Here is a 20,544-nt window from a genome sequence, read left to right as displayed (position 1 = left end):
CGGGCGGACGCCCGGCCCTCGAAGGGCCGGGCGTCCGGGTGCGGTGCGAAGCGGGGAATCAGGGCAGCGCGTGTACGTGCGGGCCCACCGTGTTCGACCAGGCGTTGCCCGACGCCGCGTCCCAGTTCGTCGACCAGGTCATCGCGCCCCGCAGGTCCGGATAGGTCTTCGACGGCTTGAAGGAGCCGCAGTCGGTGCCCTTCGCCAGGCAGTCCAGGGCGTGGTTCACCACCGTCGGGGAGACGTAACCGCTGCCCGCCCCGCTCGCCGAGGCGGGGACGCCCAGGCCCACCTGGGACGCGGACAGGCCGCCCTGGAGCTGGATGCAGGCCAGGGCCGTCAGGAAGTCCACCGAGCCCTGGCTGTAGACCTTGCCGTCGCAGCCCAGCATGGAACCGCTGTTGTAGTACTGGGTGTTCACCACCGTGAGGATGTCCTTGATGTTCAGCGCGGTCTGGAAGTAGCCGTTCGACGTCGACTGCATGTCGATCGTCTGCGGGGCCATGGTGATGATCAGCGACGAGCCCGCCTTCGCCGACAACGCGCGCAGCGCCTGCGTCATGTACGTCGCGTTGATGCCGTTCTCCAGGTCGATGTCCACGCCGTCGAAGCCGTAGGTCTGCATCAGCGAGTGGACCGAGGTCGCGAAGTTCGCCGCCGACGTCGCGTCGCTCACCGACACCGTGCCGTTCTGCCCGCCGACCGAGATGATCACCTTCTTGCCGGCCGCGTGCTTGGCGGCGATGTCCGCCTTGAACCGGTCCACCGTGTAGCCGCCGAGGCCGGAGGAGTCCAGGGTGAAGGACACCGCCCCCGGTGTGCTCGTCGCGTCCGCGAACGCCACCGCGATGATGTCGTACTGCGACGGCACGTCCGAGAGCCTCTGCACCGTCGCGCCGTTGTCGAAGTTCTGCCAGTAGCCCGTCACCGCGTGTTTCGGCGGCCCCCCGGTTCCTCCGCCACCGGAGGAGGGAGCCGTCGTGGCCGTCACCGAGGCCGACTTCGGCGACTCGCCCGCCGCGTTCGTCGCCGCCACCTGGAAGGAGTACGACGTCGACGGGGACAGGCCCGTCACCGTGGCCGAGGCGCCGGTCACGGCGGACACTTTCGCACCGCCCTGGTAGACGTTGTAGCCCGTCGCGCCCGGCACCGCGTTCCAGGACAGGGAGGCCGACGAGGACGTGGTGGAGGAGACCGTGAGACCCGTGGGCGCCGCGGGCACGGTCGGGGACGGGTCACCTCCGCCGCCCCCGTCCGGGCCGTACACCGACACGTCGTCCGCGTAGTAGGCCGCCTGGCCGTACCAGCCGTGCAGGTACACGGTCACCGAGGTCGTCGAGGCGCCGGTGGTAAAGGTCGTCGACAGCTGCTTCCAGCCCGACGAGTCCGGCGTCCATGCCGACACGTCCGTCGTGCCCGTGCCGGTCGCGCCCAGGTAGGTGTAGCCGCCCTGCACCCACGCGGCCAACGTGTACGTCGAGTTGGGCCTGACCGTCACCGTCTGGGTGCACCGCGCGTTGTCCTGGCCCGCCGGAGTCGCCTTCAGCGCGGCCGCGCCGCCGTGCGCCGGGGACGACACCGTCGTACCGCTGCCGGCGGAACAGGTCCAGTCGGCGAGGCCGGACTCGAAGCCGGCGTTCCTGGCGTTGTTCACGTCCGCGGCAGCCGCGTGCCCGGCGCCCAGGAAGGTGAGGGCGAGCGCGGCGACGGCGGCCCCGGCCAGGGTCCGTCTGCGGCGGAGCATGCCTGGTACGCGGTCCACTTGGGCCTCCGGTGGGGGAGAGGGGAGGGGGTCGGGGAGGAACGGTGGCCACCGCCTGACGACAGTATTTGGTCCAGACCAATTGGCTTGTCAAGACCTCTGGCGGCGCCAACCCCCGTACCGGCGGGGCGAGTTGCGGCATATGCGGCTACTCTGTGTGGATCAAGCTCGCACCTTCGGTGAGATGATCTTCCGGATTCGCTGTTGAGCCGGGCACGCCGTGGATATGGTGCTGTTGCAGGACGATGCAAGAGGACGTCACAGGGGCCAACTGAGGCGGTGGTCGACCACCCCGCCGCAGTGAACGGGGTGGTGTGCAGCCGTGCCGACCGCGATAGCCGTCACCAGTCCCGACCTGGTGCTCCCACCGCTCGACCGGCAGACCCCGCCCGCCGCGGTCCAGCCCCAGGCCACGCTGGAGCAGTCCCTGAACGGCCTGCACGCACTCGTCGAGCAGCACGGGTACGTCATCGCCCTGCACGCCGCGTCCGGTGACGACCCGGCGGTCCAGCGCCTGCGCACCGCGCGCTCGATCCTCGAGAGCGACCGCATCGCGCTGCTCGGCGTCGATCTGCCCCCGCTCGGACTCGCGCTGCTCGCACAGCAGTTACGCCGGCTGTCGGTCTGCGACCTCAGCCCGGGCGTACTGGCGTCGTCCGTGCGGCTGCTCGCCCACTACGTCTACGCCGGTGCCCTGCTCGGCTCGGTCACCAGGCTCGACCGCGTCCCCGTCCCGCTCACCACCCACGCCAAGTCCTGGGCGCCGAACGCCCACTTCGCCGTACTCGCCCATCCCCGGCCGCAACTCGTCCGCATCGGGCAGGAGGAGTTACCGGGCCCCGAGTTCGGCACCCGTATGGTCGTCGCGGCCGGGCAGCCACCCTCGGACTGGGTCACCGCCCATCTCGCGCCCGCCTGGCGGGTCCAGGGAGTCACGACCGTGCCCCTGCCGAAGGGCTCCGGGCCCTGGTGGGGGACCCAGCGGCTCGTGGAGTTCGCCGCGGGCCTGCACGACGTGTCCGTGCTCTACCAGCTCGTCTCCTCCGTGCGGCGCGAGGTGTGCCACTGGTGCGGCCTCGAACTCATCGGCGACCGCTGCGGCTTCTGCGCCGCGCCTCTGCCGCCGCCCTCCGAACAGCAACCGGTTGCCGCCCGCGCACTGCCACGGGGCGGCACATGAGCCCCGTACGCACCACCGTATGACCGCAGACCGTCCCCGGCCGGAAAGCGGGCCCGCCCGACTGCTCGGCACGTCCCTTCGAGGTGAGATGTAGTGAACGCACGTCAGCGCCGCGGCGTCATCCTGCTGGTTCTCTCGGCGCTCGCCGCCGTCGGCGCCTTCGCCGGAGTCCTGTCGGTGATCCGCGACGTGAACTCGAAGGTCGGGCCGGAGGTCACGGCGTACCGGCTCAAGGACGACATCCAGCCGTACCAGGAGCTGACCGCCGACCGGTTCGAGCGGATCTCCACGCCCCGGCGCTGGCTGTCCGCGACCGCGGTCACCACTCTCGCGCAGATCCGCGGCAAGATCGCCGTGACCCGGCTGGAGAAGGGGTCGCTGCTCCAGACCGACATGATCGTCGACCGGCCGGCCCTTCAGGCCGGCCAGCAGGAGATCGCGATCATGATCGACGCGTCCACCGGTGTCGCGGGCAAGATCGACCCCGGCTCGCGGGTCAACATCTACGCCACCTTCAAGGCCCAGAACGACAAGGGCAAGGACGAGTCCAAGGTCATCGTGACCAATGCCCGCGTCCTCGACGTCGGCAAGCTCACCGCCCTCGACCCGGACCAGTCCAGCGACGAGCGCCGCCGCAACGCCACCGAGGCCGTCCCCATCACCTTCGCGCTCGACACCGCGGACGCCCAACGCGTGGCCTACGCCGAGTCGTTCGCCGAACACGTCCGGCTCGCCCTGGTCGCGGGCGGCTCCCAGACCGCGGTCACGCCCGGCGACCGCACGTACACCCTCGACCAGGACAGGTAGGAGGCCACGCATGAGGTCCGTCCCGGTCCCAGACGGTTCCGCCCGCGGCGGTTGCGTCCGTAGCGGTTCCGTCCCCGGTGGTCCTGTCCGCGGCGGCTCGGTCCCCGGTGGTTCCGTCCCCGGTGGTTTCGACCGCAGCGGTCCGCTCCTTGGGAGGACGCGCCGATGACCCTCCGCATCCTCCCCGCCGTCGGCGACCTCGACGCGGTCCGCGCGCTCACCACCCTGCTCGGCCAGCTCCCCGACGCCGAGCCCGCCGCGCCTGTGCACGACTCCACCGCCCTGCTCGACACCCTGGCGCGGCTGGCCGGCGAGTCCCTCGAGGAACTGCCCGAGGTCGTCCTCGTCCACGAGCGCATCGGGCCGGTCCCGGCGCTCGACCTGATCCGCGACCTGGTCATGCGGTTCCCGGCGGTCGGGGTCGTCCTCATCACCGCCGACACGAGCACGGGCGTGCTCACCGCGGCGATGGACTCCGGCGCCCGCGGCATCGTCACCCTCCCGCTCGGCTACGACGCCCTCGCCGAACGCGTCCAGGCCGCCGCCGCCTGGTCCGCCGGGATGCGGCGCCACCTTGGCAGCACCACCCCCGAGCTGTACAGCGGGCCCGGCGGGACCGTGGTCACGGTGACCGGCGCGAAGGGCGGGGTCGGCGCGACGGTCACGGCCGTGCAGCTGGCGCTCGCGGCACGGGCGTCGGGCCGTACGGTCGCCCTGGTCGACCTCGACCTCCAGTCCGGTGATGTCGCCTCGTACCTGGACGTGCAGTTCCGGCGCTCGGTCGCCGACCTCGCCGCGATCACGGACATCAACCCCCGGGTCCTCCAGGACGCCGTCTACGCCCACGACAGCGGCGTCGGGCTCCTGCTCGCCCCGGCCGAGGGCGAACGCGGCGAGGAGGTCACCGACCGGGTGGCCCGCCAGGTCATCGGCGCGCTGCGCTCCCGCCACGACGTGGTGATCGTCGACTGCGGCGCCCAGATGAACTCCGCCACCGCCGCGGCCGTCGAGGCCGCCGACCAGGCGCTGCTGCTCGTCACCCCCGACGTGGTCGCGGTCCGTGCCGCCAAGCGGATGGTGCGCCTGTGGGACCGGCTGCAGATCCGCAAGGCCGAGGAGACGCTCACGGTCGTCAACCGCCACTCGCGCGGTACGGAGATCCAGCCGGCCCTCGTCGAACGCATCACCGGCACCAGGGTGGCCCGCGTCGCGATCCCCGCGTGCTTCAAGGAACTCCAGTCGGTCGTGGACGCCGGGCGCCTGCAGGACCTCGACGCCCGCTCCACGGTGAAGCAGGCGCTGTGGGCGCTGGCGGCCGAACTGGGCCTGGTCGCGACGCCGGAGGGCGGGGGCGGACGGCGGCGGAAGGCGCCGTCGGACCGCGGGGCGCTGACCCTGTGGCGCAAGGGCGGGGACCGGGGTGCGGTCACCCTGGAGTTCGCCGGGATGTTCCCGCTGCTGCTGGTCGTGATGGCGCTGCTGTGGGAGTGCGTTCTGTACGGCTACACGTACTCGCTGGCGGGCAACGCGGCCGACGAGGCCGCGCGGGCGGCCACCGCGGCGGCGGCCGGGCGGGGGGACTCGGCGGGGGCCTGCCAGTCGGCGGGGGCCGCGCATCTGCCGGGAGCCTGGAGCGGCGCGACGATCCGCTGCAACCAGGAGGGGCCGGTGATGAAGGCGACCGTACGGGTGAACGTCCCGCTGTTCTTCCCGGGCGTCGACCCCGGCTGGAAGGTGGAGGGAAGCGCGGGCGCGGCAGTGGAGGGGAACGGCCGATGAGGGCTCTTCCCCGCCGTACGGCGGCCACCCGAGGACGGCGCACCCGCCGCTTCGACGACCGCGGCGTCTCCATGCTCGAGTTCGCCGGCTTCCTGCCCATCCTCCTGGTCATCGGCATGGCCGCGATCCAGCTCGGCCTCATCGGCTACGGCATCAGCCAGGCCGGCACCGGCGCCCGCGCCGCCGCCCGCGTCGCCTCCCGGAACGGGGACGGGGCCGCGGCGGGCGCGGCGGCCGTCAGCGGCTGGCTGGACCCGAGCGTCGACGCGCCCCCAGGCGCCGACACCACCACCGCCACCGTCACCGTCCGCGTCCCCTCCGTCATCCCCCTCTTCGACGCCTGGCCCGTGACCCGCCACGCCACCATGCCCAACGACCCCGACCCCGCCACCCCGTAGAGGAGCTGACGACCGGCATGAGCCTGCGCTCCCGTATCGCCGCCCCCGACGACGGCGGAGCCGCCCGCGAGGACGGCCACCTCGTCGCGGCCTACCGCGCCAAGCTCCTCGAGGAGATCGACCTCGCCGAGATGTCCGGCCTCGCGGCCGCCGAACGCCGGGTCCGCCTGGAGCGGGTCCTGGGCCACATCATCAGCCGGGAAGGGCCGGTACTCTCCTCCGCCGAGCGTTCCCAGCTGATCCGCCGGGTCGTCGACGAGGCCCTCGGTCTCGGCGTCCTCGAACCGCTCCTCGCCGACGCCTCCATCACCGAGATCATGGTGAACGGCCCGGACTCGATCTTCGTGGAGCGGGCCGGCCGCGTCGAACAGCTCCCGCTGCGCTTCGCCTCCAGCGAGCAGCTGATGCAGACGATCGAACGGATCGTCTCGACCGTGAACCGGCGTGTCGACGAGTCCAACCCGATGGTCGACGCCCGCCTGCCCACCGGCGAACGCGTCAACGTCATCATCCCGCCGCTCGCCCTGACCGGCCCCACCCTCACCATCCGCCGCTTCCCGCGCGCCTACACCCTCCCCGAACTCATCGGCCTCGGCTCCCTCGACGAGCAGATGCTGATGCTGCTCGCCGCGTTCGTCCGGGCCCGCTTCAACCTCATCGTCAGCGGTGGCACGGGCACCGGGAAGACGACCCTGCTCAACGCCCTGTCGGGGCTCATCCCCGCACAGGAGCGCATCATCACCATCGAGGACTCCGCCGAACTCCAGCTCCAGCAGGAGCATGTGATCCGCCTGGAGTCGCGCCCCCCGAACGTCGAGGGCAAGGGCCAGATCACCATTCGCGACCTGGTCCGCAACAGCCTCCGGATGCGCCCCGACCGGATCATCGTCGGCGAGGTCCGCGGCGGCGAGACCCTGGACATGCTCCAGGCGATGTCGACGGGCCACGACGGCTCACTCGCCACCGTGCACGCCAACTCCGCCGAGGACGCCCTGATGCGGCTCCAGACCCTGGGCTCGATGTCCGAGGTGCTGATCCCGTTCGAGGCGCTCAAGGACCAGATCAACTCGGCGGTGGACGTGGTCGTGCAGCTCGCCCGGTACGCCGACGGCTCCCGCAAGGTCGTCGAGATCGCGCTCGTCGTGTCGCACGGCCGGGAGCAGTTCCGCGTCACCACCGTGTCCCGTTTCGTCCCCCAGCCCCTCGGCGCCGACCGGATTGTCCGCGGCCGCTTCGAGCATCTTCCGCTGCCCCGGCCGGTCGCGGAGAAGCTCTACGTCGCCAACGAACCCCTCCCGCCCGCCTTCGGCGTCGCGGAGGCCATCGACGTACGCAACACACGGCAGGCCATCGGATGACCCCCGTTCACGTCAGGAGCGCGCCATGAACGACCCCGCCCTCCTCGCCCTCGGCGCGACCGTCCTCACCGGCACGCTCGCCGTCGCGGGCGTCCACCTGTACGCCTCCGGCCGGGCCCAGCGGCAGGCGCTCGTCGAGCGGCTCACCGGCGACCCGGCGGGCCCGGTGGGCACGGCGTCCGGCCGCACGCGGCGCTTCACCGCCGTCGACCGACGGCTGCGCCGCACCCGCCTGGGCCGCACCCTCCAGCTGCGCCTGTCGGCCACGGGGCTCGATCTGACGCCGGGGGAGTTCTTCACCTACGCCGCCGCCGTCGTCGTCGCCCTATGGCTGATCGCGGCGTCGACACTTGCCCCCTTCTTCGGCCCGCTCGCCGCACTGGCCGCCGTCTGGAGCGCGGCCATCTTCCTCAACTGGCAGCGGCAGAAACGCATCGAGGCCTTCATCAACCAGCTTCCGGACGTGGCCCGCCTGCTGGCCAACGCCACGGCCGCCGGCCTCGCCCTGCGCACCGCCCTCGCCATGGCCGCGGAGGAACTGGAGGCCCCTGCGGGCGAGGAACTGGCCCGCGTCGCCGACCAGCTGATGCTCGGCCGCTCGATCGACGACACCCTCGGCGAACTCGCCGAGCGCCTGCCCTCCCGCGAACTGGTCGTCCTCGTCACCACGCTCGTCCTGGCCAACAAGGCGGGCGGCTCGGTCGTCAACTCGCTGCGCAACCTCACCCAGACCCTGGAGGACCGCAAGGAGACCCGGCGTGAGGTCCGCACCATGCTCTCTGAGGTCAACGCGACGGCCTTCACGGTCCCGCTGCTGGGCCTCGGCTCCCTCGTCCTGGTCAACTCGTCGAACGAGGGCGCCCTCGCCCGGGTCACCGGCTCCCCGCTCGGCCAGGGCCTGGTCCTGCTCGCGGTCGGCCTGTACACGGTCGGCTTCTTCGTCATCCGCCGCCTCGGCAAGATCGAAGTATGAGGAGGGCTCCGAGATGACCGCAACGACCGGGATACTGCCCTTGCTCCTCGCCCTGCTGACCGCCGTCTCCCTCACCGGGATCCTCCTCGGCATCCGTATGATCCGCGCGGACGCGCAGCTGCCGAGCGACCTGACGCTCGCGCTGGAGGTGGGCGCCACCCGTGTCTCCAAGGCGGGCTCGGCGGTCGACCGCCTCGGCATGCGCTTCGCCCCGCTCGTGCTGCGACTCATGGGCCCGCGCCGCGTCGACGCCAAGCGCCGACGGATCGACATGGCCGGCAACCCGGGGGGCCTGACCCTCCAGCGGTACGCCGCACGCCGGGCGGTGTACGGAGTCTTCGGCCTGGTCGTGGGCCTGATGTTCCTCTCGAACGGACAACTGTTGTTCGCGGCGCTCACCTTCGCCTTCGGCCTGCTCGCCGCCGACGCCCTGATCTGGCAGGCCATCCGCGAACGCAAGGACGTCATCGACCGCACGCTGCCGGACTTCCTGGACGTCCTCGCGGTCGTCGTCTCGGCCGGTCTCGGCTTCCGCCAGGCACTGGACCGGGTCGCGGAGAAGTACGAGGGGCCCTGGGCGGACGAACTGCGCATCACCCTGCGCCAGATGGACATGGGCGTCAGCCGCCGCCAGGCCTTCGACGAACTGCGCCGCCGCAACTCCTCCGAGCAGGTGGCCCAGTTCGTCTCCGCCCTGCAACAGGGCGAGGAACTGGGCTCCCCGATCGCGGAGACACTGATCCAGCTGGCCACCGACATGCGGCGCACGGACGCCCAGAACGCCCGCCGCCGCGCGGCCAAGACGATCCCCAAGGCCACGCTGGTCACCCTGGTCTTCATGCTCCCGGCGACGATGATCCTCATCGCCACGGGCATGTTCCTGGGCTCGGGGACGAACTTCGGATCGATCCTGGGCCGATGATGAGCAGCCGCACCGGTCACCCCACTCCCGGGTACCTGGAGGACGACGCGCCGCCGCCCGCCAGCGTCCGCCTCCAGCTGAGCGCGCTCCAGGCCCTGTGCCGTCAGACCGTGGCCGTACGCCTCGCCACGGTCGTCATCGGCGCCCCGTTCGCCCTGGCCAACACCCCCTCCGGCGTCCCTCGCCACGCCGTGCTCGCGGCCGCCGTCCTAGGCGTGATGACGTCGTACGCCCTGCTGCGCGACTGGGACCGCGTCGGTCCGCGCCTGCTCGCCCATCCGGCGCTGATGGCGCTCGACCTGCTGTTCGTCGCCACCCTCCTGCTGACCGCGTCCCCCGCCTCCCCGCTCGCCTACGCCACGGTCTGCACGCCCCTGCTGTCCGGACTGCTCTACGGCTGGCGCGGCGCCGGCGTTCTCACCGGACTGCAACTGGCCGTTGTCCTGGCGGTCTTCCGCGCCTGGGAACACCGCCCCGGCGCCGCTGTCAGCACCGCCCTCATCGCCGGGTTCTGTGCCGCCGCGGGCGTCATCGGGGTGACCCTGCGCAATCTGATGTTCCGCTTCGGCGCCGCCGGCGAGGCACTGTCCGAGGCCAACGCCCGCCTCGCGGCGGCGGAGGCCGTCGAGTCCGAACGCGCCCGGCTTGCCCGGGAGATGCACGACTCGGTGGCGAAGACCCTGCACGGCCTGGCCCTGGCCGCGGAGGCACTCGCCGCCTCGGCCGAGTACCGCGACCCCACGACGCTCAAGCGTCAGGCCGCCCTGGTGGCCGACGCGGCGCGGCGGGCCGCGACGGAATCCCGGGACCTGCTGTCGGACCTGCGCCGCCGCACGGACTTCACGGCGGGACGCCTGGACCTGGCCGGCGAAGTGGCGCGACGGGCACGCGAGTTCGCCACCCGTGACGGCGCCGAGGCCGAGCTGACACTGCCGGACAGCCCGCTGCTGCTGCCGTACCCGACGGCCCACGACGTCCTGTCCATCGTCTCCGAGGCGCTGGAGAACACACACCGCCACGCTCGCGCCACCCGCGTACGCATCGAACTCGACGCCACCGGGTCCGAGACGTTCGACCTGCGGATCGGGGACAACGGGGTAGGCCTGCCCCCGACCGCCGTACCCGGGCATCTGGCGAAAACCGGCCACTTCGGTCTGCTGGGCATGACGGAACGCGCCGCGTCCCTGCGCGGCCGCCTCCGCCTGGGCCGCTCGCCGCTCGGCGGCGCCGAGATCCATCTGCACGTGCCCGCCCCCGCCCCCGCTCCCCACCGCCCCCAAGAGGAGGCCGCCCATGCCTGACCAGGCACTTCCCGGCCCGCCGCTGCGCGTCCTCGTGGCCGACGACAACCCGGTCGTAAGGGCGGGACTGACCGCCCTGCTGTCCGTCCACGGCGACATCGAGGTGGTCGCCGAGGCGGCCGACGGCGAGCAGGCCCTCGCCTGCGCCGCCTCGCACCGCCCGGACGTCGTCCTCCTCGACCTCCGCATGCCCGGCACGGACGGCCTGACCGCGCTGCCCCGGCTGGCCCGCACGGCCACCGTGATGATGCTGACGTACAGCAGGGAACCCGAGGTCGTGGCGGAGGCACTCCGCCGGGGGGCCTCCGGCTATCTGGTGCACGGCGAGTTCTCGGCGGCCGAACTGGTCGACGCGGTGCGGACTGTGCGGCAGGGGCGGCGGCCTGTCTCGTCTTCGCTCGGAGTTTCCTACGAACCGCAGCGAACTTCTTCGCACCTGCAACCGGTTATGGCACATTCACCGAAGACTCGGGCGACCCGCCCGGGGGGTCCCCGGCGCCGTGCCGCGGGATGGCTGGACTTCGGCCTGAGTTCCAGGGAGGTGGAGGTCATGGATCTCATCGCGGCCGGGATGAACAACCGGCAGATCGCCGCCGCCTGTTTCATCAGCGAGAAGACGGTCAAGAACCACATCAATCGCATCTTCGCAAAGCTGTACAGTTCATCGCGCAGCGAGGCGATCGCCCGCTGGCTGGGCACGGCCCGGGAGGGGTGGAGCCGATGACCCCCCACCGGTACGGAAGTTGGGCCCCTGGACCCACTCGGAGTGAGGGCGCTTTCACGTACGGTGCGTGGGTTGGTCGTGGCCGCATCGGGCGGGAGGGCAGGGGCCGTGGTGACGAGGACGAGGCACTGGATCGGCACGTGGAGGCGGACCGTGGTGTCCCGGATGCGGGGGACCGGGCGGGATGCGGGGGCCGGGTTCGTGGAGTACGCCGGGCTGATGATCATCATTGCCGGGATCTTCACGATGATCGACGGTCTCGGACTCGACGGCGCGATCTCGGGCGCGATCATGCGTGCGGTGACCAACGTCATCGGCGGCTGACCCCTCCGCGCTCACACGCGGACCGCGGACAGACGCTCCCCCTCTACATCTGGCTGACGGGGATCCTGCTGTTCGCCGCGTTCGCTTTCTTCGTTTTCGCACAAGCAGCGTCCGCCCGCAATGGAGCTCAGTCCGCGGCGGACGCTGCTGCGTTGGCGGCCGCACAGGACTCCCGCGACGAGCTGATGACCGGTCTCCAAAAAGCCATCCTCCAGGACGACGACTGGCTGCCTTGGCTTCAGGGTGAGGGCTCGAAGGGCACAGGAGCGAGCGCTGCGGCCGATCGGCTGGCGGCCGACAACGACTCGACCCTCCAGGGCGGCGCCATCCCTACCATCGTGAACGGCTTCCCCGGATACCAGGTGACGATCGAGACGCGCTACACGGTGGGAAAGTCCATCATTCCGGGCACGGAGACACAGCACGCGAGGGCCGAAGCCGTCGCGGTGATTCAACCGCGCTGCACCCTGCCCTCGGACGCGGATCCCAAGAAGCTCGTACACCTCGACTGTGACGGCCGGCCCGTCGACATCGACCCCGAACATTTCCGATCGGACGACCTTCCGGACGCGTCCGTGCTGTTCTCTGTGCATCTGGCTGAGTGAAAGGACGCCGTAGCGATGGACTATCGGCACACCATGAAGGGCCGCAGGGCGCTGAGCGCACTCGCGATCGCGGCCGGGCTGCTCCTCACGGTGGCCGGCTGTGGCACGGGAAGTGACGGGAAGTCGGACAAGGGGGCCACGGCGTCGTCGCCTCCCACCCGGAACGGGGATGGCGAGCAGAAGCAGTCCCAGGCGCCCCAGTCGGAAACCGCGCTCGCCGAGGTCAAGGGAGAGAACGGGCTGACGCTGACGGTGACCTCCGCCAAACGTGACAACGGGGGCTTCGTGACCGTCGAGGGGACGGTCACGAACAACACGGGCACCCTGTGGGTCGCGGCCGACTGGCGCGGAGACGAAAGGGAATTGGCCAGAAACGGCGGCTCCATTGCAGGGGCCAGCCTGATCGACCAGAAGGGCAAGAAGAAGTACCTGATCCTCCGTGACACCTCGGGTCGCTGCCTTTGCACGCAGTTCACCGGCGGAGTCAGGGAAGGTGCGACCGCGCAGTGGTTCGCCCAGTTCCCCGCCCCACCCGAAGGCACCGACAACGTCGACTTCCAGGTCGGCGCCATGCCCCCTGCCTCCGTCGAACTCTCGCAGGGGTGAGCCGTCATGCCGCTCCCCCTCCGTGCCGTCACCGCCCTCTCCCTCCTCACCGTGCTCGGCCTCACCGGTGGCCCCCCGGCCACCGCCGATGACGGTCCCAGTGCGCCACCCGGTACCGTCGCCACCTCCCCGCCACCGTCCGTCGACCCCACCAGCCCGGGGCTGAAGCTCGCCGACGGGGCGAGTCTCGCGCCCGCCAAGGTGCTGGACATCAAGTCCGTCGTGGAGGACCTCGGCGGTGAGGAGCGGCGTGAGGACACCAACGAGAACGTCACGTTCGCGCTCCAGGCGGAGGTGCTGTTCCCCAAGGACAGCGACAAGCTGAACCCGGAGGCCCGCGCCCGCATCGACGCCATCGCGGACGAGATCAGGAAGCAGAGGGCCACCAACGTCCGCGTCTTCGGCTTCACCGACAACCTGGGCTCGTACGCCCACGGCCTGGTCCTCTCCAAGAAGCGCGCGGAGACGGTCCACGACCGGCTGGCCGCACGCCTCGGCGGGACCGTCACCTTCGAGGTGCGCGGCTACAGCGAGGACTACCCGATCGCCGACAACTCCTCGGAGCAGGGCCGCCGTAAGAACCGCCGGGTGGAAGTGTCGTTCCCCAGGGGGGAGTCGTCCTCGGGCGCGTCGGGCACAGCGGGGGGCTGAGCCCCCTGGGGCGAATCACCCGGAGCCGCCTCCCGCTCCGCGCGGCGCCGCTGCGCGATGCTCGTGCCGTCCGGATGGTCGGCGTCGTAACCGGGAGCTGCCATGAGAAAGATCGTCCTGATGATGTCCATGTCCCTGGACGGCTTCATCGAGGGCCCGAACCGTGAGATCGACTGGCATCTGGTCGACGACGAACTGCACCATCACTTCAACGACGTGCTGAAGGAGATGGGCGCCTTCCTCAACGGGCGGGTCACCTACCAGCTCATGGCCGACTTCTGGCCCACCGCGGACGCCGATCCGCACCGCTCGGGGCCCGTCGTCGAGTACGCCCGGATCTGGCGGAACATGCCGAAGATCGTGTTCTCCCGGACCCTCCGGCACGCCGACTGGCACACCACCATCGTCAGCGACGTCGTCGTCGAGGACATCCTCGCGCTCAAGGCCCAGGACGGCGGCGACCTCGCGCTCGGCGGCGCCGCCCTGGCCGCCGAGTTCCTGCGGCACGACCTCGTGGACGAGTTCCGGGTGTACGTCCATCCGATCCTCGTCGGCCGCGGGCAGCGTCTCTTCGCCGAGTCCGACGAGCTGACGGCCCTGCGTCTCGTCGACTCCCGAAGGTTCGGCAACGGTGTCGTGCTGCTGCACTACGTGCGCCCGCACGTGATCGACCGATAAAACAGTTGTCCCGCCGCGGTCCGCTCGATAGGAAGAGCCGCATGACTGGACTCGGTGCCGTGTTCCGGCCGCAACTGCCTCCCGAGCGGCTGAGCGCGCTGGCGCGGCTGGCGGACGAGTCGGGCCTCGAGGAGCTGTGGCTGTGGGAGGACTGCTTCCTGCAAGGAGGCGTCTCGGCCATGGCGGCCGCGCTCGCCTGGACCGAGAGGCTGCGCGTGGGCATCGGACTGCTGCCCGTGCCGCTGCGCAACGTCGCGGTCACCGCGATGGAGGCCGCCACGCTGGATCGGATGTTCCCGGGGCGGGCGATCCTCGGTGTCGGGCACGGCGTCCAGAGCTGGATGGGGCAGGTCGGCGCACGTGCCGAGTCGCCCCTCACACTGTTGCGCGAGTACGTCGACGCCCTGCGGGCCCTGCTCCGCGGCGAGAGCGTCACCACGGACGGGCGGTATGTGAGGCTGGACGGCGTCGCGCTGGACTGGCCGCCCGGGGAGCCGGTCCGCGTGCTCGCCGGGGCCACCGGACCGCGCTCGCTGCGGCTGTCCGGCGAGGTGGCGGACGGGACGATCCTGACCGCGTCCACCACACCGGAGGGCGTACGGCGGGCCCGCGACCTCATCGGCGAAGGGCGGGCGTCGGCCGGCCGCACCGACCGCCACCATGTCGTCGCCCATCTGCTCACCGCCACCGGCCCGGACGCGGTCGCCCGGCTCAAGGCCGAGCCGGCCGCGACGGGCCCGGGCTCCACGCCGGACCTCGGTGTCGCCGGAGACGCCTCCGCCGTGGCCGAGGCCGTCCGGCGGCTGGCGGAGGCGGGCGCCGACACGGTGATCCTCCAGCCCACGGGCGACGAGCCGGACCCCGAGGGATTCCTGCGGTTCGCGGCCGGGGAAGTCCGCCCGCTGGTGCCGTAGTCCGCAGGCCGCGGGCGCCGGCGGCCTGCGGACGGGTGGCCGTTATTCGGTCGCGTCCCACGTCCTGCCGCTGGGAACATCGCCGGTATGAGCGGCGACCGTACGTTCGAAGAACTCGTCCGGGAGGCCGTCGACGCCTCCGTCGACGGCTGGGACTTCTCGTGGTTCGAGGGAAGGGCCACGGAGGAGCGGCCCCCGTGGGGGTACGCGCGTTCGATGGCGGAGCGGCTCGGGGGCGCCTCCGCCGCGCTCGACATCCAGACCGGGGGAGGGGAGGTCCTGGCCTCCGCCCCGGTCCTGCCGCCCGTCACCGCCGCCACCGAGGGCTGGCCGGCCAACGTCGCCCGGGCCACCGCCCTGCTCCACCCGCGAGGTGCCTTGGTCGTCGCCTCGCCCGAGGACGCGCCGCTGCCGTTCGGGGATGCCGCCTTCGACCTCCTCACCAGCCGGCACCCGGTGCGGACGTACTGGCACGAGGTCGCCCGCGTCCTGCGCCCCGGCGGCACGTACTTCTCCCAGCAGGTCGGCGCGGCAAGCGCGTTCGAGGTCGTCGAGTACTTCCTCGGGCCGCAGCCGGAGGAGGTCCGAGGCGCGCGGGACCCCAGGCGTGCGCGGGCCGAGGCCGAAGCGGCCGGTCTGGAGGTCGTGGACCTGCGGGAGGCCCGGCTGCGTATGGAGTTCCACGACATCGGCGCGGTCGTGCACTTCCTGCGCAAGGTGATCTGGATGGTGCCCGGCTTCACCGTGGAGCGGTACGAGCCCCGGCTGCGGTCCCTGCACGAGCGGATCCGCTCCGAGGGGTCCTTCGTGGCCCACAGCACCCGCTTCCTCATCGAGGCCCGTAAATCCGGGGCACCGGTGTCCCTGTGAGGGGACGGGCCTCCGGGGTTTCCACATCGTTATCGAGGGCGGCTCGCGTTGCCGGTGGGGCTCACGTTAAGTTCAGACCAAGGTATTCGCGTGAGCAAAGCTGCGCGGGCGGCACCGCGCAGTGGAGGGGGCTGCGCGGTGCCCTGCTCCCGGCGCCGACGCCCCGTCAGACGCCCCACAGGGCGATGCGGCTTCCGCGGCGTACACCCCAATGCTCCATCGCTCCGGCCTCCGCCTCCAGGACGTGGCGCGCCCAGGGGCGGGGCAGGCCGATCCGCCCCGGCGGCATCGTCCGCACCGTCACCACGCGCAGACTGCGGTCCAGATAGGCGACGTCGATCGCGAACCGCATCCCCAGGGTGTGCACCGCGCTCGCAGGACTGAGCAGCAGCGCCCCCTCGATCCCCTCGCGGCCCAGCAGCCCGCGCCGGCGGTCGCGCGCCGACCGGGCGACCTCCAGCGGCACCGGTGCGGCCGTCCTCTCCGTGGTGAACGTGGCCATGACCGTGAAGCTAGCGGTGGCGTCAAGTGACCGTTCCGTGCGCGGGTCACCCACCCGGAGTACACGGCGTGGCGTCGTCAGCAGTCCCGCCGGCACACCCGCATCCCTTGGATCCCTCATGAATCGGCCGTATTCCCTTGGAATCCCCTGTGATCCGGCCATGATTCCGCGCGGAATCAGCGCCTCCGAGGGCACCCACGCGTCGCCGGACGATTTCGGAGAGTAGTTGTGTCCCGCCAATGCACACGCCGGCCCTTACGAAGGGTTATGGTGGAAACCCCCCCTCGGGCCGGTCCGTCTCCCCCCCACGGACCGGCCCGTTTTTCTTGCCACTCCCGGCCGGCGCCGGACCGGGGAGGGGTGCAGGGCCCGGGCCGGCCCCGTCCGGCGGGGCGTGACATCCCACCGGCCGGGAGAACGAGGGGGCATGACGCACCCTCCGTTCACCGGCGCGCTCCCGGGCGGGCCGCCGACACCCCTGGGCGGTGCCCCGGTTCCGCGGGGGTAGGCTTCGCCCCCGGGGACCGCCATCCGACGGGGAGCGCACCCGCCCGCACCTGTCTGATCCGCACGGAGGGGCTGACAATCACGTGAACCTGCGCGACAAGCTGCGCGGCCTGCTGGTCAGGCTGTACGCACGCCGGGTGGAAGGTCACCTGGACCACGCTCAGGTGCCCAAGCACATCGGCGTCATCATGGACGGCAACCGGCGCTGGGCGAAGGCGGCGGGCTCCACCACCGCGCAGGGCCACCAGGCCGGCGCGGACAAGATCGAGGAGTTCCTCGGCTGGTGTGCCGAGACGGACGTCGAGGTCGTCACCCTCTGGCTGATGTCCACGGACAATCTGAACCGGCCGAAGGAGGAGCTGGTCCCGCTCCTGGGGATCATCGCGGACACCGTGCGCTCGCTGGCCGCCGACGGCCGCTGGCGCGTGCACCACGTCGGCGCGCTCGACCTGCTGCCGGCGCATGTGCAGACCGCGCTGAAGGGGGCCGAGGAGACCACCGCGCACATCGACGGGATACTCGTCAACGTCGCCGTCGGCTACGGCGGCCGCCAGGAGATCGCCGACGCCGTCCGCTCGATGATCCTCGACGCCCATGACAAGGGCACGTCGATGGAGGAGCTCGCCGAGTCCGTGGACGTCGACCTGATCGGCCGGCACCTCTACACCAGTGACCAGCCCGACCCCGACCTCGTCATCCGAACGAGCGGCGAACAGCGGTTGTCCGGTTTCATGCTGTGGCAAACGGCCCATTCGGAGTACTACTTCTGCGAGGTCTTCTGGCCGGCCTTCCGTAAGGTCGACTTCCTGCGCGCACTGCGGGACTACGCTGCGCGACACCGCCGGTACGGCGGCTGAGCACCCCCTGGTCACCCACTTGGGTGCCCGCTCATGGGGGGATGTCACGAGGAGTTCACCGGGCTGCCGCCGTATGCCCTGGCATGGCGGCGCGTGTTCGAGGGCATAAGCCAAACAGGTCGACACCCGAACCACGGGTGTCGTATCTCAGCGGGCGGCTCGGGGCCGTCCGCCCGGGAGGCCCTTTGCACCAGCCCGACCGTGCGGTCACTGTACGGAGGAAGCAGCGGAGGGCCGGTTTCCGGCCCGTGCATCGCGGCCGGCAACCGGTCCAGTTTCTTCTCGTCGCTCCCCGACCTCATCCGAGGGGGTACGTCCTTCCGTGGTGACCAGCACAAAGCGCCACAAGCCAGACCGGCGCACCTATGTTCTCGACACCAGCGTCCTGCTGGCCGACCCGAACGCCATGACCCGTTTCGAGGAGCACGAGGTCGTGCTCCCGGTCGTCGTGGTCACGGAGCTGGAGGCCAAGCGGCACCATCCCGAACTCGGCTACTTCGCCCGGCAGGCCCTGCGTCTGCTCGACGACTACCGGGTGCGGTACGGCCGTCTCGACGCCCCCATTCCGATCGGGGACCTCGGCGGGAGCCTCCGGGTCGAGCTCAACCACTCGGACCCCAGCGTGCTGCCCACCGGCTACCGCCTGGGGGACAACGACTCCCGCATTCTCGCGGTCGCCCGCAACCTCCAGGCGGAGGGGTTCGACGTCACCGTCGTGTCGAAGGACCTCCCGCTGAGGATCAAGGCGTCCTCGGTCGGGCTCCTCGCCGAGGAGTACCGCGCGGAGCTGGCCATCACGGACTCCTCCGGCTGGACCGGCATGTCCGAACTGACCCTGTCGGCCGAACAGGTGGACATCCTGTTCGAAGAGGGTCACGTGCATGTGTCCGAGGCCGCCGGCCTGCCCGTCCACACCGGCCTGACGATCCAGTCGGAGCGGGGCAAGGCGCTGGGCCGCGTCACGGCGGAGGGCAATGTCCGTCTCGTCCGCGGGGACCGGGAGGCGTTCGGGATCAAGGGCCGCAGCGCCGAGCAGCGGATCGCCCTCGACCTGCTGCTCGACCCGGATGTCGGGATCGTGTCGATGGGCGGCCGGGCCGGCACCGGCAAGTCCGCGCTGGCGCTGTGCGCGGGCCTGGAGGCGGTGCTGGAGCGCAGGCAGCACCAGAAGGTGATGGTCTTCCGGCCGCTGTACGCGGTCGGCGGGCAGGAACTGGGCTATCTGCCCGGCACCGAGGCCGAGAAGATGAGCCCCTGGGCGCAGGCGGTGTTCGACACGCTGTCCGCGGTCACCACCCGCGAGGTCATCGAAGAGGTCACCGCGCGCGGGATGCTGGAGGTCCTCCCGCTCACCCATATCCGCGGCCGTTCCCTGCACGACGCCTTCGTGATCGTGGACGAGGCCCAGTCACTCGAACGGAATGTTCTGCTGACCGTTCTGTCCCGGATCGGGGCCAATTCACGGGTTGTTCTGACGCATGACGTGGCCCAGCGGGACAACCTGCGTGTGGGCCGGTACGACGGAGTCGTCGCCGTCGTGGAGAAGCTGAAGGGACATCCGCTCTTCGCGCATGTCACGCTCACCCGGTCCGAGAGGTCCCAGATCGCTGCCCTTGTGACCGAAATGCTCGAAGAGGGGCAGATCTGAACCTCATGCCCAACGTGAGCTAGTTACTCGTCGGTTGGCGCCGCCCGGCAAAGGTCTAGAGCCTAGCCGGGCGGCGCTTTGGCGTACGGCTGTTTCCGTGAATCCCTTGGGCCAAACGAGGTGTGAGCTTTCACACTCAACGCAGAATTGCCACCCGGCGTCCGGTTACGGCAGAGTCTCACTCCTGTCAGGCCCCGCATACGACACAGCTGTACCCCCAGCGGTACCGCACAACCGAAGCATCAGAACTCCATAGAGCCGTCGTATGCCGCCCGAGCACCACGCGGCGCTTCCTTCGCGGAAGTTGCCCACCGGGCCCGTGCCTCCCGTGACCCCGCAGTTGGGAGGCCAGCGTCAGGGGCACGATTGCGTCCGCCAGGGTCACCGAAGCGGGCGATGCTGGAAGGAAACCGTGTGAGCCGGATTTCGGTCCGGGGATTCGCAGTGGCCTCGGCCACGGCGGTCACCGCTGTCGGCGCCGTCACCGGTGTTGCCTCGGGCAGCACTGGGCAGCCCTCGCTCGACGCCGAGGCAACGGCCAACGAGACGACGCTCCTCGCGGACATACCCGCGGGTCAGCAGGCCCAGGTGCAGACCGAGTCGCTGACGCAGCAGGCCGACGCACAGGCCATCGCCGCGGACGCGAGCGCCAAGAAGGACGCCGAGGAGGCGGCCCGCAAGCAGGCGGCCGCGAACGCGGTCGCCAAGCAGAAGGCGGCCGAGGCGGCCGAAGAGGCGGCCAAGGCCCGCAAGGAGGCCGAGGCCAAGGCAAGCCGAGACGCGACCCGTGACGCGTCCAGCTTCCCGGCTCAGAGCTCCTACTCGGTCGCGCAGATCCAGGCGATGGCGCGTCAGATGGTGGGGGCCGGCCAGTTCCAGTGCTTCAGCAACATCGTGGACCACGAGTCCAGCTGGAACTACCGGGCGGTCAACGCCTCCTCCGGCGCCTACGGCCTCTTCCAGGCGCTGCCCGGCTCCAAGATGTCTTCCGTCGGTGCCGACTGGCAGACCAACCCGGCCACGCAGATCAAGTGGGGCCTCAACTACATGAACAGCCGGTACGGCAGCCCGTGTGAGGCCTGGTCGTTCTGGCAGGCCAACCACTGGTACTGAGCCGCGGGTCCGCCCGCGCCCGGCCGCTCAACCTTGCGCAGCCCCTCACCGTCTTCGGGTGAGGG

At 71.1% G+C, this 20,544-nt stretch carries 21 protein-coding genes; 19 read left to right on the top strand and 2 right to left on the bottom strand.

Annotation, left to right across the window (positions count from 1 at the left end; translation table 11 throughout):
- Positions 1-58: 58 nt before the first annotated feature.
- Positions 59-1,744 carry a glycoside hydrolase family 18 protein gene (locus ABZ876_RS02005; protein WP_361773879.1) on the bottom strand — a complete coding sequence of 562 codons (1,686 nt, stop codon included), beginning with the start codon at positions 1,742-1,744 and terminating at the stop codon, positions 59-61.
- Positions 1,745-2,084: 340 nt separating this feature from the next.
- Between ABZ876_RS02005 and ABZ876_RS02000 the strand changes: the two genes are divergently transcribed.
- From ABZ876_RS02000 to ABZ876_RS01925, 16 genes are all read left to right on the top strand, one after another.
- Complete coding sequence (locus ABZ876_RS02000) at positions 2,085-2,942, top strand: hypothetical protein (RefSeq protein WP_361772817.1); 858 nt, start codon at positions 2,085-2,087, stop codon at positions 2,940-2,942.
- Between the two features lie 93 nt (positions 2,943-3,035).
- Positions 3,036-3,749, top strand: a complete 714-nt coding sequence (cpaB, locus tag ABZ876_RS01995; RefSeq protein ID WP_361772814.1) for a Flp pilus assembly protein CpaB — start codon at positions 3,036-3,038, stop codon at positions 3,747-3,749.
- A 165-nt stretch (positions 3,750-3,914) separates the two neighbouring features.
- Positions 3,915-5,528: an AAA family ATPase gene (locus ABZ876_RS01990; RefSeq protein WP_361772811.1), complete on the top strand. Its 1,614-nt coding sequence runs from the start codon at positions 3,915-3,917 to the stop codon at positions 5,526-5,528.
- On the top strand, positions 5,525-5,926 hold the full coding sequence (locus tag ABZ876_RS01985; RefSeq protein ID WP_361772808.1) for a TadE/TadG family type IV pilus assembly protein: 402 nt from the start codon (positions 5,525-5,527) through the stop codon (positions 5,924-5,926). Before ABZ876_RS01990 ends, ABZ876_RS01985 begins: the two co-directional genes overlap by 4 nt.
- Positions 5,927-5,943: 17 nt before the next feature.
- Positions 5,944-7,284 (top strand): CpaF family protein, encoded by a 1,341-nt coding sequence (locus ABZ876_RS01980; protein ID WP_361772805.1) that lies wholly within the window; start codon positions 5,944-5,946, stop codon positions 7,282-7,284.
- Positions 7,285-7,309: 25 nt separating this feature from the next.
- Positions 7,310-8,257: a type II secretion system F family protein gene (locus ABZ876_RS01975; RefSeq protein ID WP_361772802.1), complete on the top strand. Its 948-nt coding sequence runs from the start codon at positions 7,310-7,312 to the stop codon at positions 8,255-8,257.
- A 13-nt stretch (positions 8,258-8,270) separates the two neighbouring features.
- Positions 8,271-9,179, top strand: coding sequence for a DUF5936 domain-containing protein (locus ABZ876_RS01970; protein WP_361772799.1), 909 nt, complete (start codon positions 8,271-8,273; stop codon positions 9,177-9,179).
- Entirely contained in the window at positions 9,176-10,480 is a 1,305-nt protein-coding gene (locus tag ABZ876_RS01965) for a histidine kinase (protein ID WP_361772796.1), read from the top strand. Before ABZ876_RS01970 ends, ABZ876_RS01965 begins: the two co-directional genes overlap by 4 nt.
- Complete coding sequence (locus ABZ876_RS01960; RefSeq protein ID WP_361772793.1) at positions 10,473-11,204, top strand: response regulator transcription factor; 732 nt, start codon at positions 10,473-10,475, stop codon at positions 11,202-11,204. Before ABZ876_RS01965 ends, ABZ876_RS01960 begins: the two co-directional genes overlap by 8 nt.
- Positions 11,205-11,357: 153 nt before the next feature.
- The gene (locus tag ABZ876_RS01955; protein WP_361773954.1) at positions 11,358-11,528 is read left to right on the top strand and encodes a hypothetical protein; all 171 of its coding nucleotides are present in this window, start codon (positions 11,358-11,360) and stop codon (positions 11,526-11,528) included.
- A complete protein-coding gene (locus tag ABZ876_RS01950; protein WP_361773876.1) occupies positions 11,525-12,133 on the top strand; it encodes a pilus assembly protein TadG-related protein in 609 nt (202 codons plus the stop codon). The genes ABZ876_RS01955 and ABZ876_RS01950 overlap by 4 nt, the downstream gene beginning before the upstream one ends.
- Before the next feature lie 15 nt (positions 12,134-12,148).
- Positions 12,149-12,739 (top strand): hypothetical protein, encoded by a 591-nt coding sequence (locus ABZ876_RS01945; protein WP_361772790.1) that lies wholly within the window; start codon positions 12,149-12,151, stop codon positions 12,737-12,739.
- Between the two features lie 6 nt (positions 12,740-12,745).
- Positions 12,746-13,390, top strand: coding sequence for an OmpA family protein (locus ABZ876_RS01940; protein ID WP_361772787.1), 645 nt, complete (start codon positions 12,746-12,748; stop codon positions 13,388-13,390).
- A gap of 102 nt (positions 13,391-13,492) precedes the next feature.
- The gene (locus ABZ876_RS01935; RefSeq protein WP_361772784.1) at positions 13,493-14,068 is read left to right on the top strand and encodes a dihydrofolate reductase family protein; all 576 of its coding nucleotides are present in this window, start codon (positions 13,493-13,495) and stop codon (positions 14,066-14,068) included.
- A gap of 41 nt (positions 14,069-14,109) precedes the next feature.
- Positions 14,110-14,982 (top strand): LLM class flavin-dependent oxidoreductase, encoded by an 873-nt coding sequence (locus tag ABZ876_RS01930; protein ID WP_361772781.1) that lies wholly within the window; start codon positions 14,110-14,112, stop codon positions 14,980-14,982.
- 87 nt (positions 14,983-15,069) lie between these two features.
- Positions 15,070-15,852 carry a class I SAM-dependent methyltransferase gene (locus ABZ876_RS01925; RefSeq protein WP_361772778.1) on the top strand — a complete coding sequence of 261 codons (783 nt, stop codon included), beginning with the start codon at positions 15,070-15,072 and terminating at the stop codon, positions 15,850-15,852.
- A gap of 166 nt (positions 15,853-16,018) precedes the next feature.
- Here ABZ876_RS01925 and ABZ876_RS01920 read toward each other — a convergent pair whose 3' ends face one another.
- Positions 16,019-16,354, bottom strand: a complete 336-nt coding sequence (locus tag ABZ876_RS01920) for a DUF192 domain-containing protein (protein WP_361772775.1) — start codon at positions 16,352-16,354, stop codon at positions 16,019-16,021.
- A gap of 590 nt (positions 16,355-16,944) precedes the next feature.
- Between ABZ876_RS01920 and ABZ876_RS01915 the strand changes: the two genes are divergently transcribed.
- From ABZ876_RS01915 to ABZ876_RS01905, 3 genes are all read left to right on the top strand, one after another.
- A complete protein-coding gene (locus ABZ876_RS01915; protein WP_361772772.1) occupies positions 16,945-17,718 on the top strand; it encodes an isoprenyl transferase in 774 nt (257 codons plus the stop codon).
- A gap of 322 nt (positions 17,719-18,040) precedes the next feature.
- On the top strand, positions 18,041-19,366 hold the full coding sequence (locus tag ABZ876_RS01910) for a PhoH family protein (RefSeq protein ID WP_361772769.1): 1,326 nt from the start codon (positions 18,041-18,043) through the stop codon (positions 19,364-19,366).
- A 396-nt stretch (positions 19,367-19,762) separates the two neighbouring features.
- Positions 19,763-20,479: a transglycosylase SLT domain-containing protein gene (locus ABZ876_RS01905; protein ID WP_361772766.1), complete on the top strand. Its 717-nt coding sequence runs from the start codon at positions 19,763-19,765 to the stop codon at positions 20,477-20,479.
- Positions 20,480-20,544: the final 65 nt, after the last annotated feature.

This window comes from Streptomyces sp. NPDC046931 (assembly GCF_040644655.1).
Lineage (GTDB): Bacteria > Actinomycetota > Actinomycetes > Streptomycetales > Streptomycetaceae > Streptomyces.
This window is presented reverse-complemented; position numbering and strand designations above follow the sequence as displayed.

Excerpts from the sequence above, each read along its gene's own strand:
- ABZ876_RS02005 (WP_361773879.1), bottom strand. The coding sequence starts at position 1,744 with ATGCTCCGCCGCAGACGGACCCTGGCCGGGGCCGCCGTCGCCGCGCTC.
- ABZ876_RS01990 (WP_361772811.1), top strand. The coding sequence starts at position 3,915 with ATGACCCTCCGCATCCTCCCCGCCGTCGGCGACCTCGACGCGGTCCGC.
- ABZ876_RS01985 (WP_361772808.1), top strand. The coding sequence starts at position 5,525 with ATGAGGGCTCTTCCCCGCCGTACGGCGGCCACCCGAGGACGGCGCACC.
- ABZ876_RS01980 (WP_361772805.1), top strand. The coding sequence starts at position 5,944 with ATGAGCCTGCGCTCCCGTATCGCCGCCCCCGACGACGGCGGAGCCGCC.
- ABZ876_RS01975 (WP_361772802.1), top strand. The coding sequence starts at position 7,310 with ATGAACGACCCCGCCCTCCTCGCCCTCGGCGCGACCGTCCTCACCGGC.
- ABZ876_RS01970 (WP_361772799.1), top strand. The coding sequence starts at position 8,271 with ATGACCGCAACGACCGGGATACTGCCCTTGCTCCTCGCCCTGCTGACC.
- ABZ876_RS01965 (WP_361772796.1), top strand. The coding sequence starts at position 9,176 with ATGATGAGCAGCCGCACCGGTCACCCCACTCCCGGGTACCTGGAGGAC.
- ABZ876_RS01960 (WP_361772793.1), top strand. The coding sequence starts at position 10,473 with ATGCCTGACCAGGCACTTCCCGGCCCGCCGCTGCGCGTCCTCGTGGCC.
- ABZ876_RS01945 (WP_361772790.1), top strand. The coding sequence starts at position 12,149 with ATGGACTATCGGCACACCATGAAGGGCCGCAGGGCGCTGAGCGCACTC.
- ABZ876_RS01940 (WP_361772787.1), top strand. The coding sequence starts at position 12,746 with ATGCCGCTCCCCCTCCGTGCCGTCACCGCCCTCTCCCTCCTCACCGTG.
- ABZ876_RS01935 (WP_361772784.1), top strand. The coding sequence starts at position 13,493 with ATGAGAAAGATCGTCCTGATGATGTCCATGTCCCTGGACGGCTTCATC.
- ABZ876_RS01930 (WP_361772781.1), top strand. The coding sequence starts at position 14,110 with ATGACTGGACTCGGTGCCGTGTTCCGGCCGCAACTGCCTCCCGAGCGG.
- ABZ876_RS01925 (WP_361772778.1), top strand. The coding sequence starts at position 15,070 with ATGAGCGGCGACCGTACGTTCGAAGAACTCGTCCGGGAGGCCGTCGAC.
- ABZ876_RS01920 (WP_361772775.1), bottom strand. The coding sequence starts at position 16,354 with ATGGCCACGTTCACCACGGAGAGGACGGCCGCACCGGTGCCGCTGGAG.
- ABZ876_RS01905 (WP_361772766.1), top strand. The coding sequence starts at position 19,763 with ATGCTGGAAGGAAACCGTGTGAGCCGGATTTCGGTCCGGGGATTCGCA.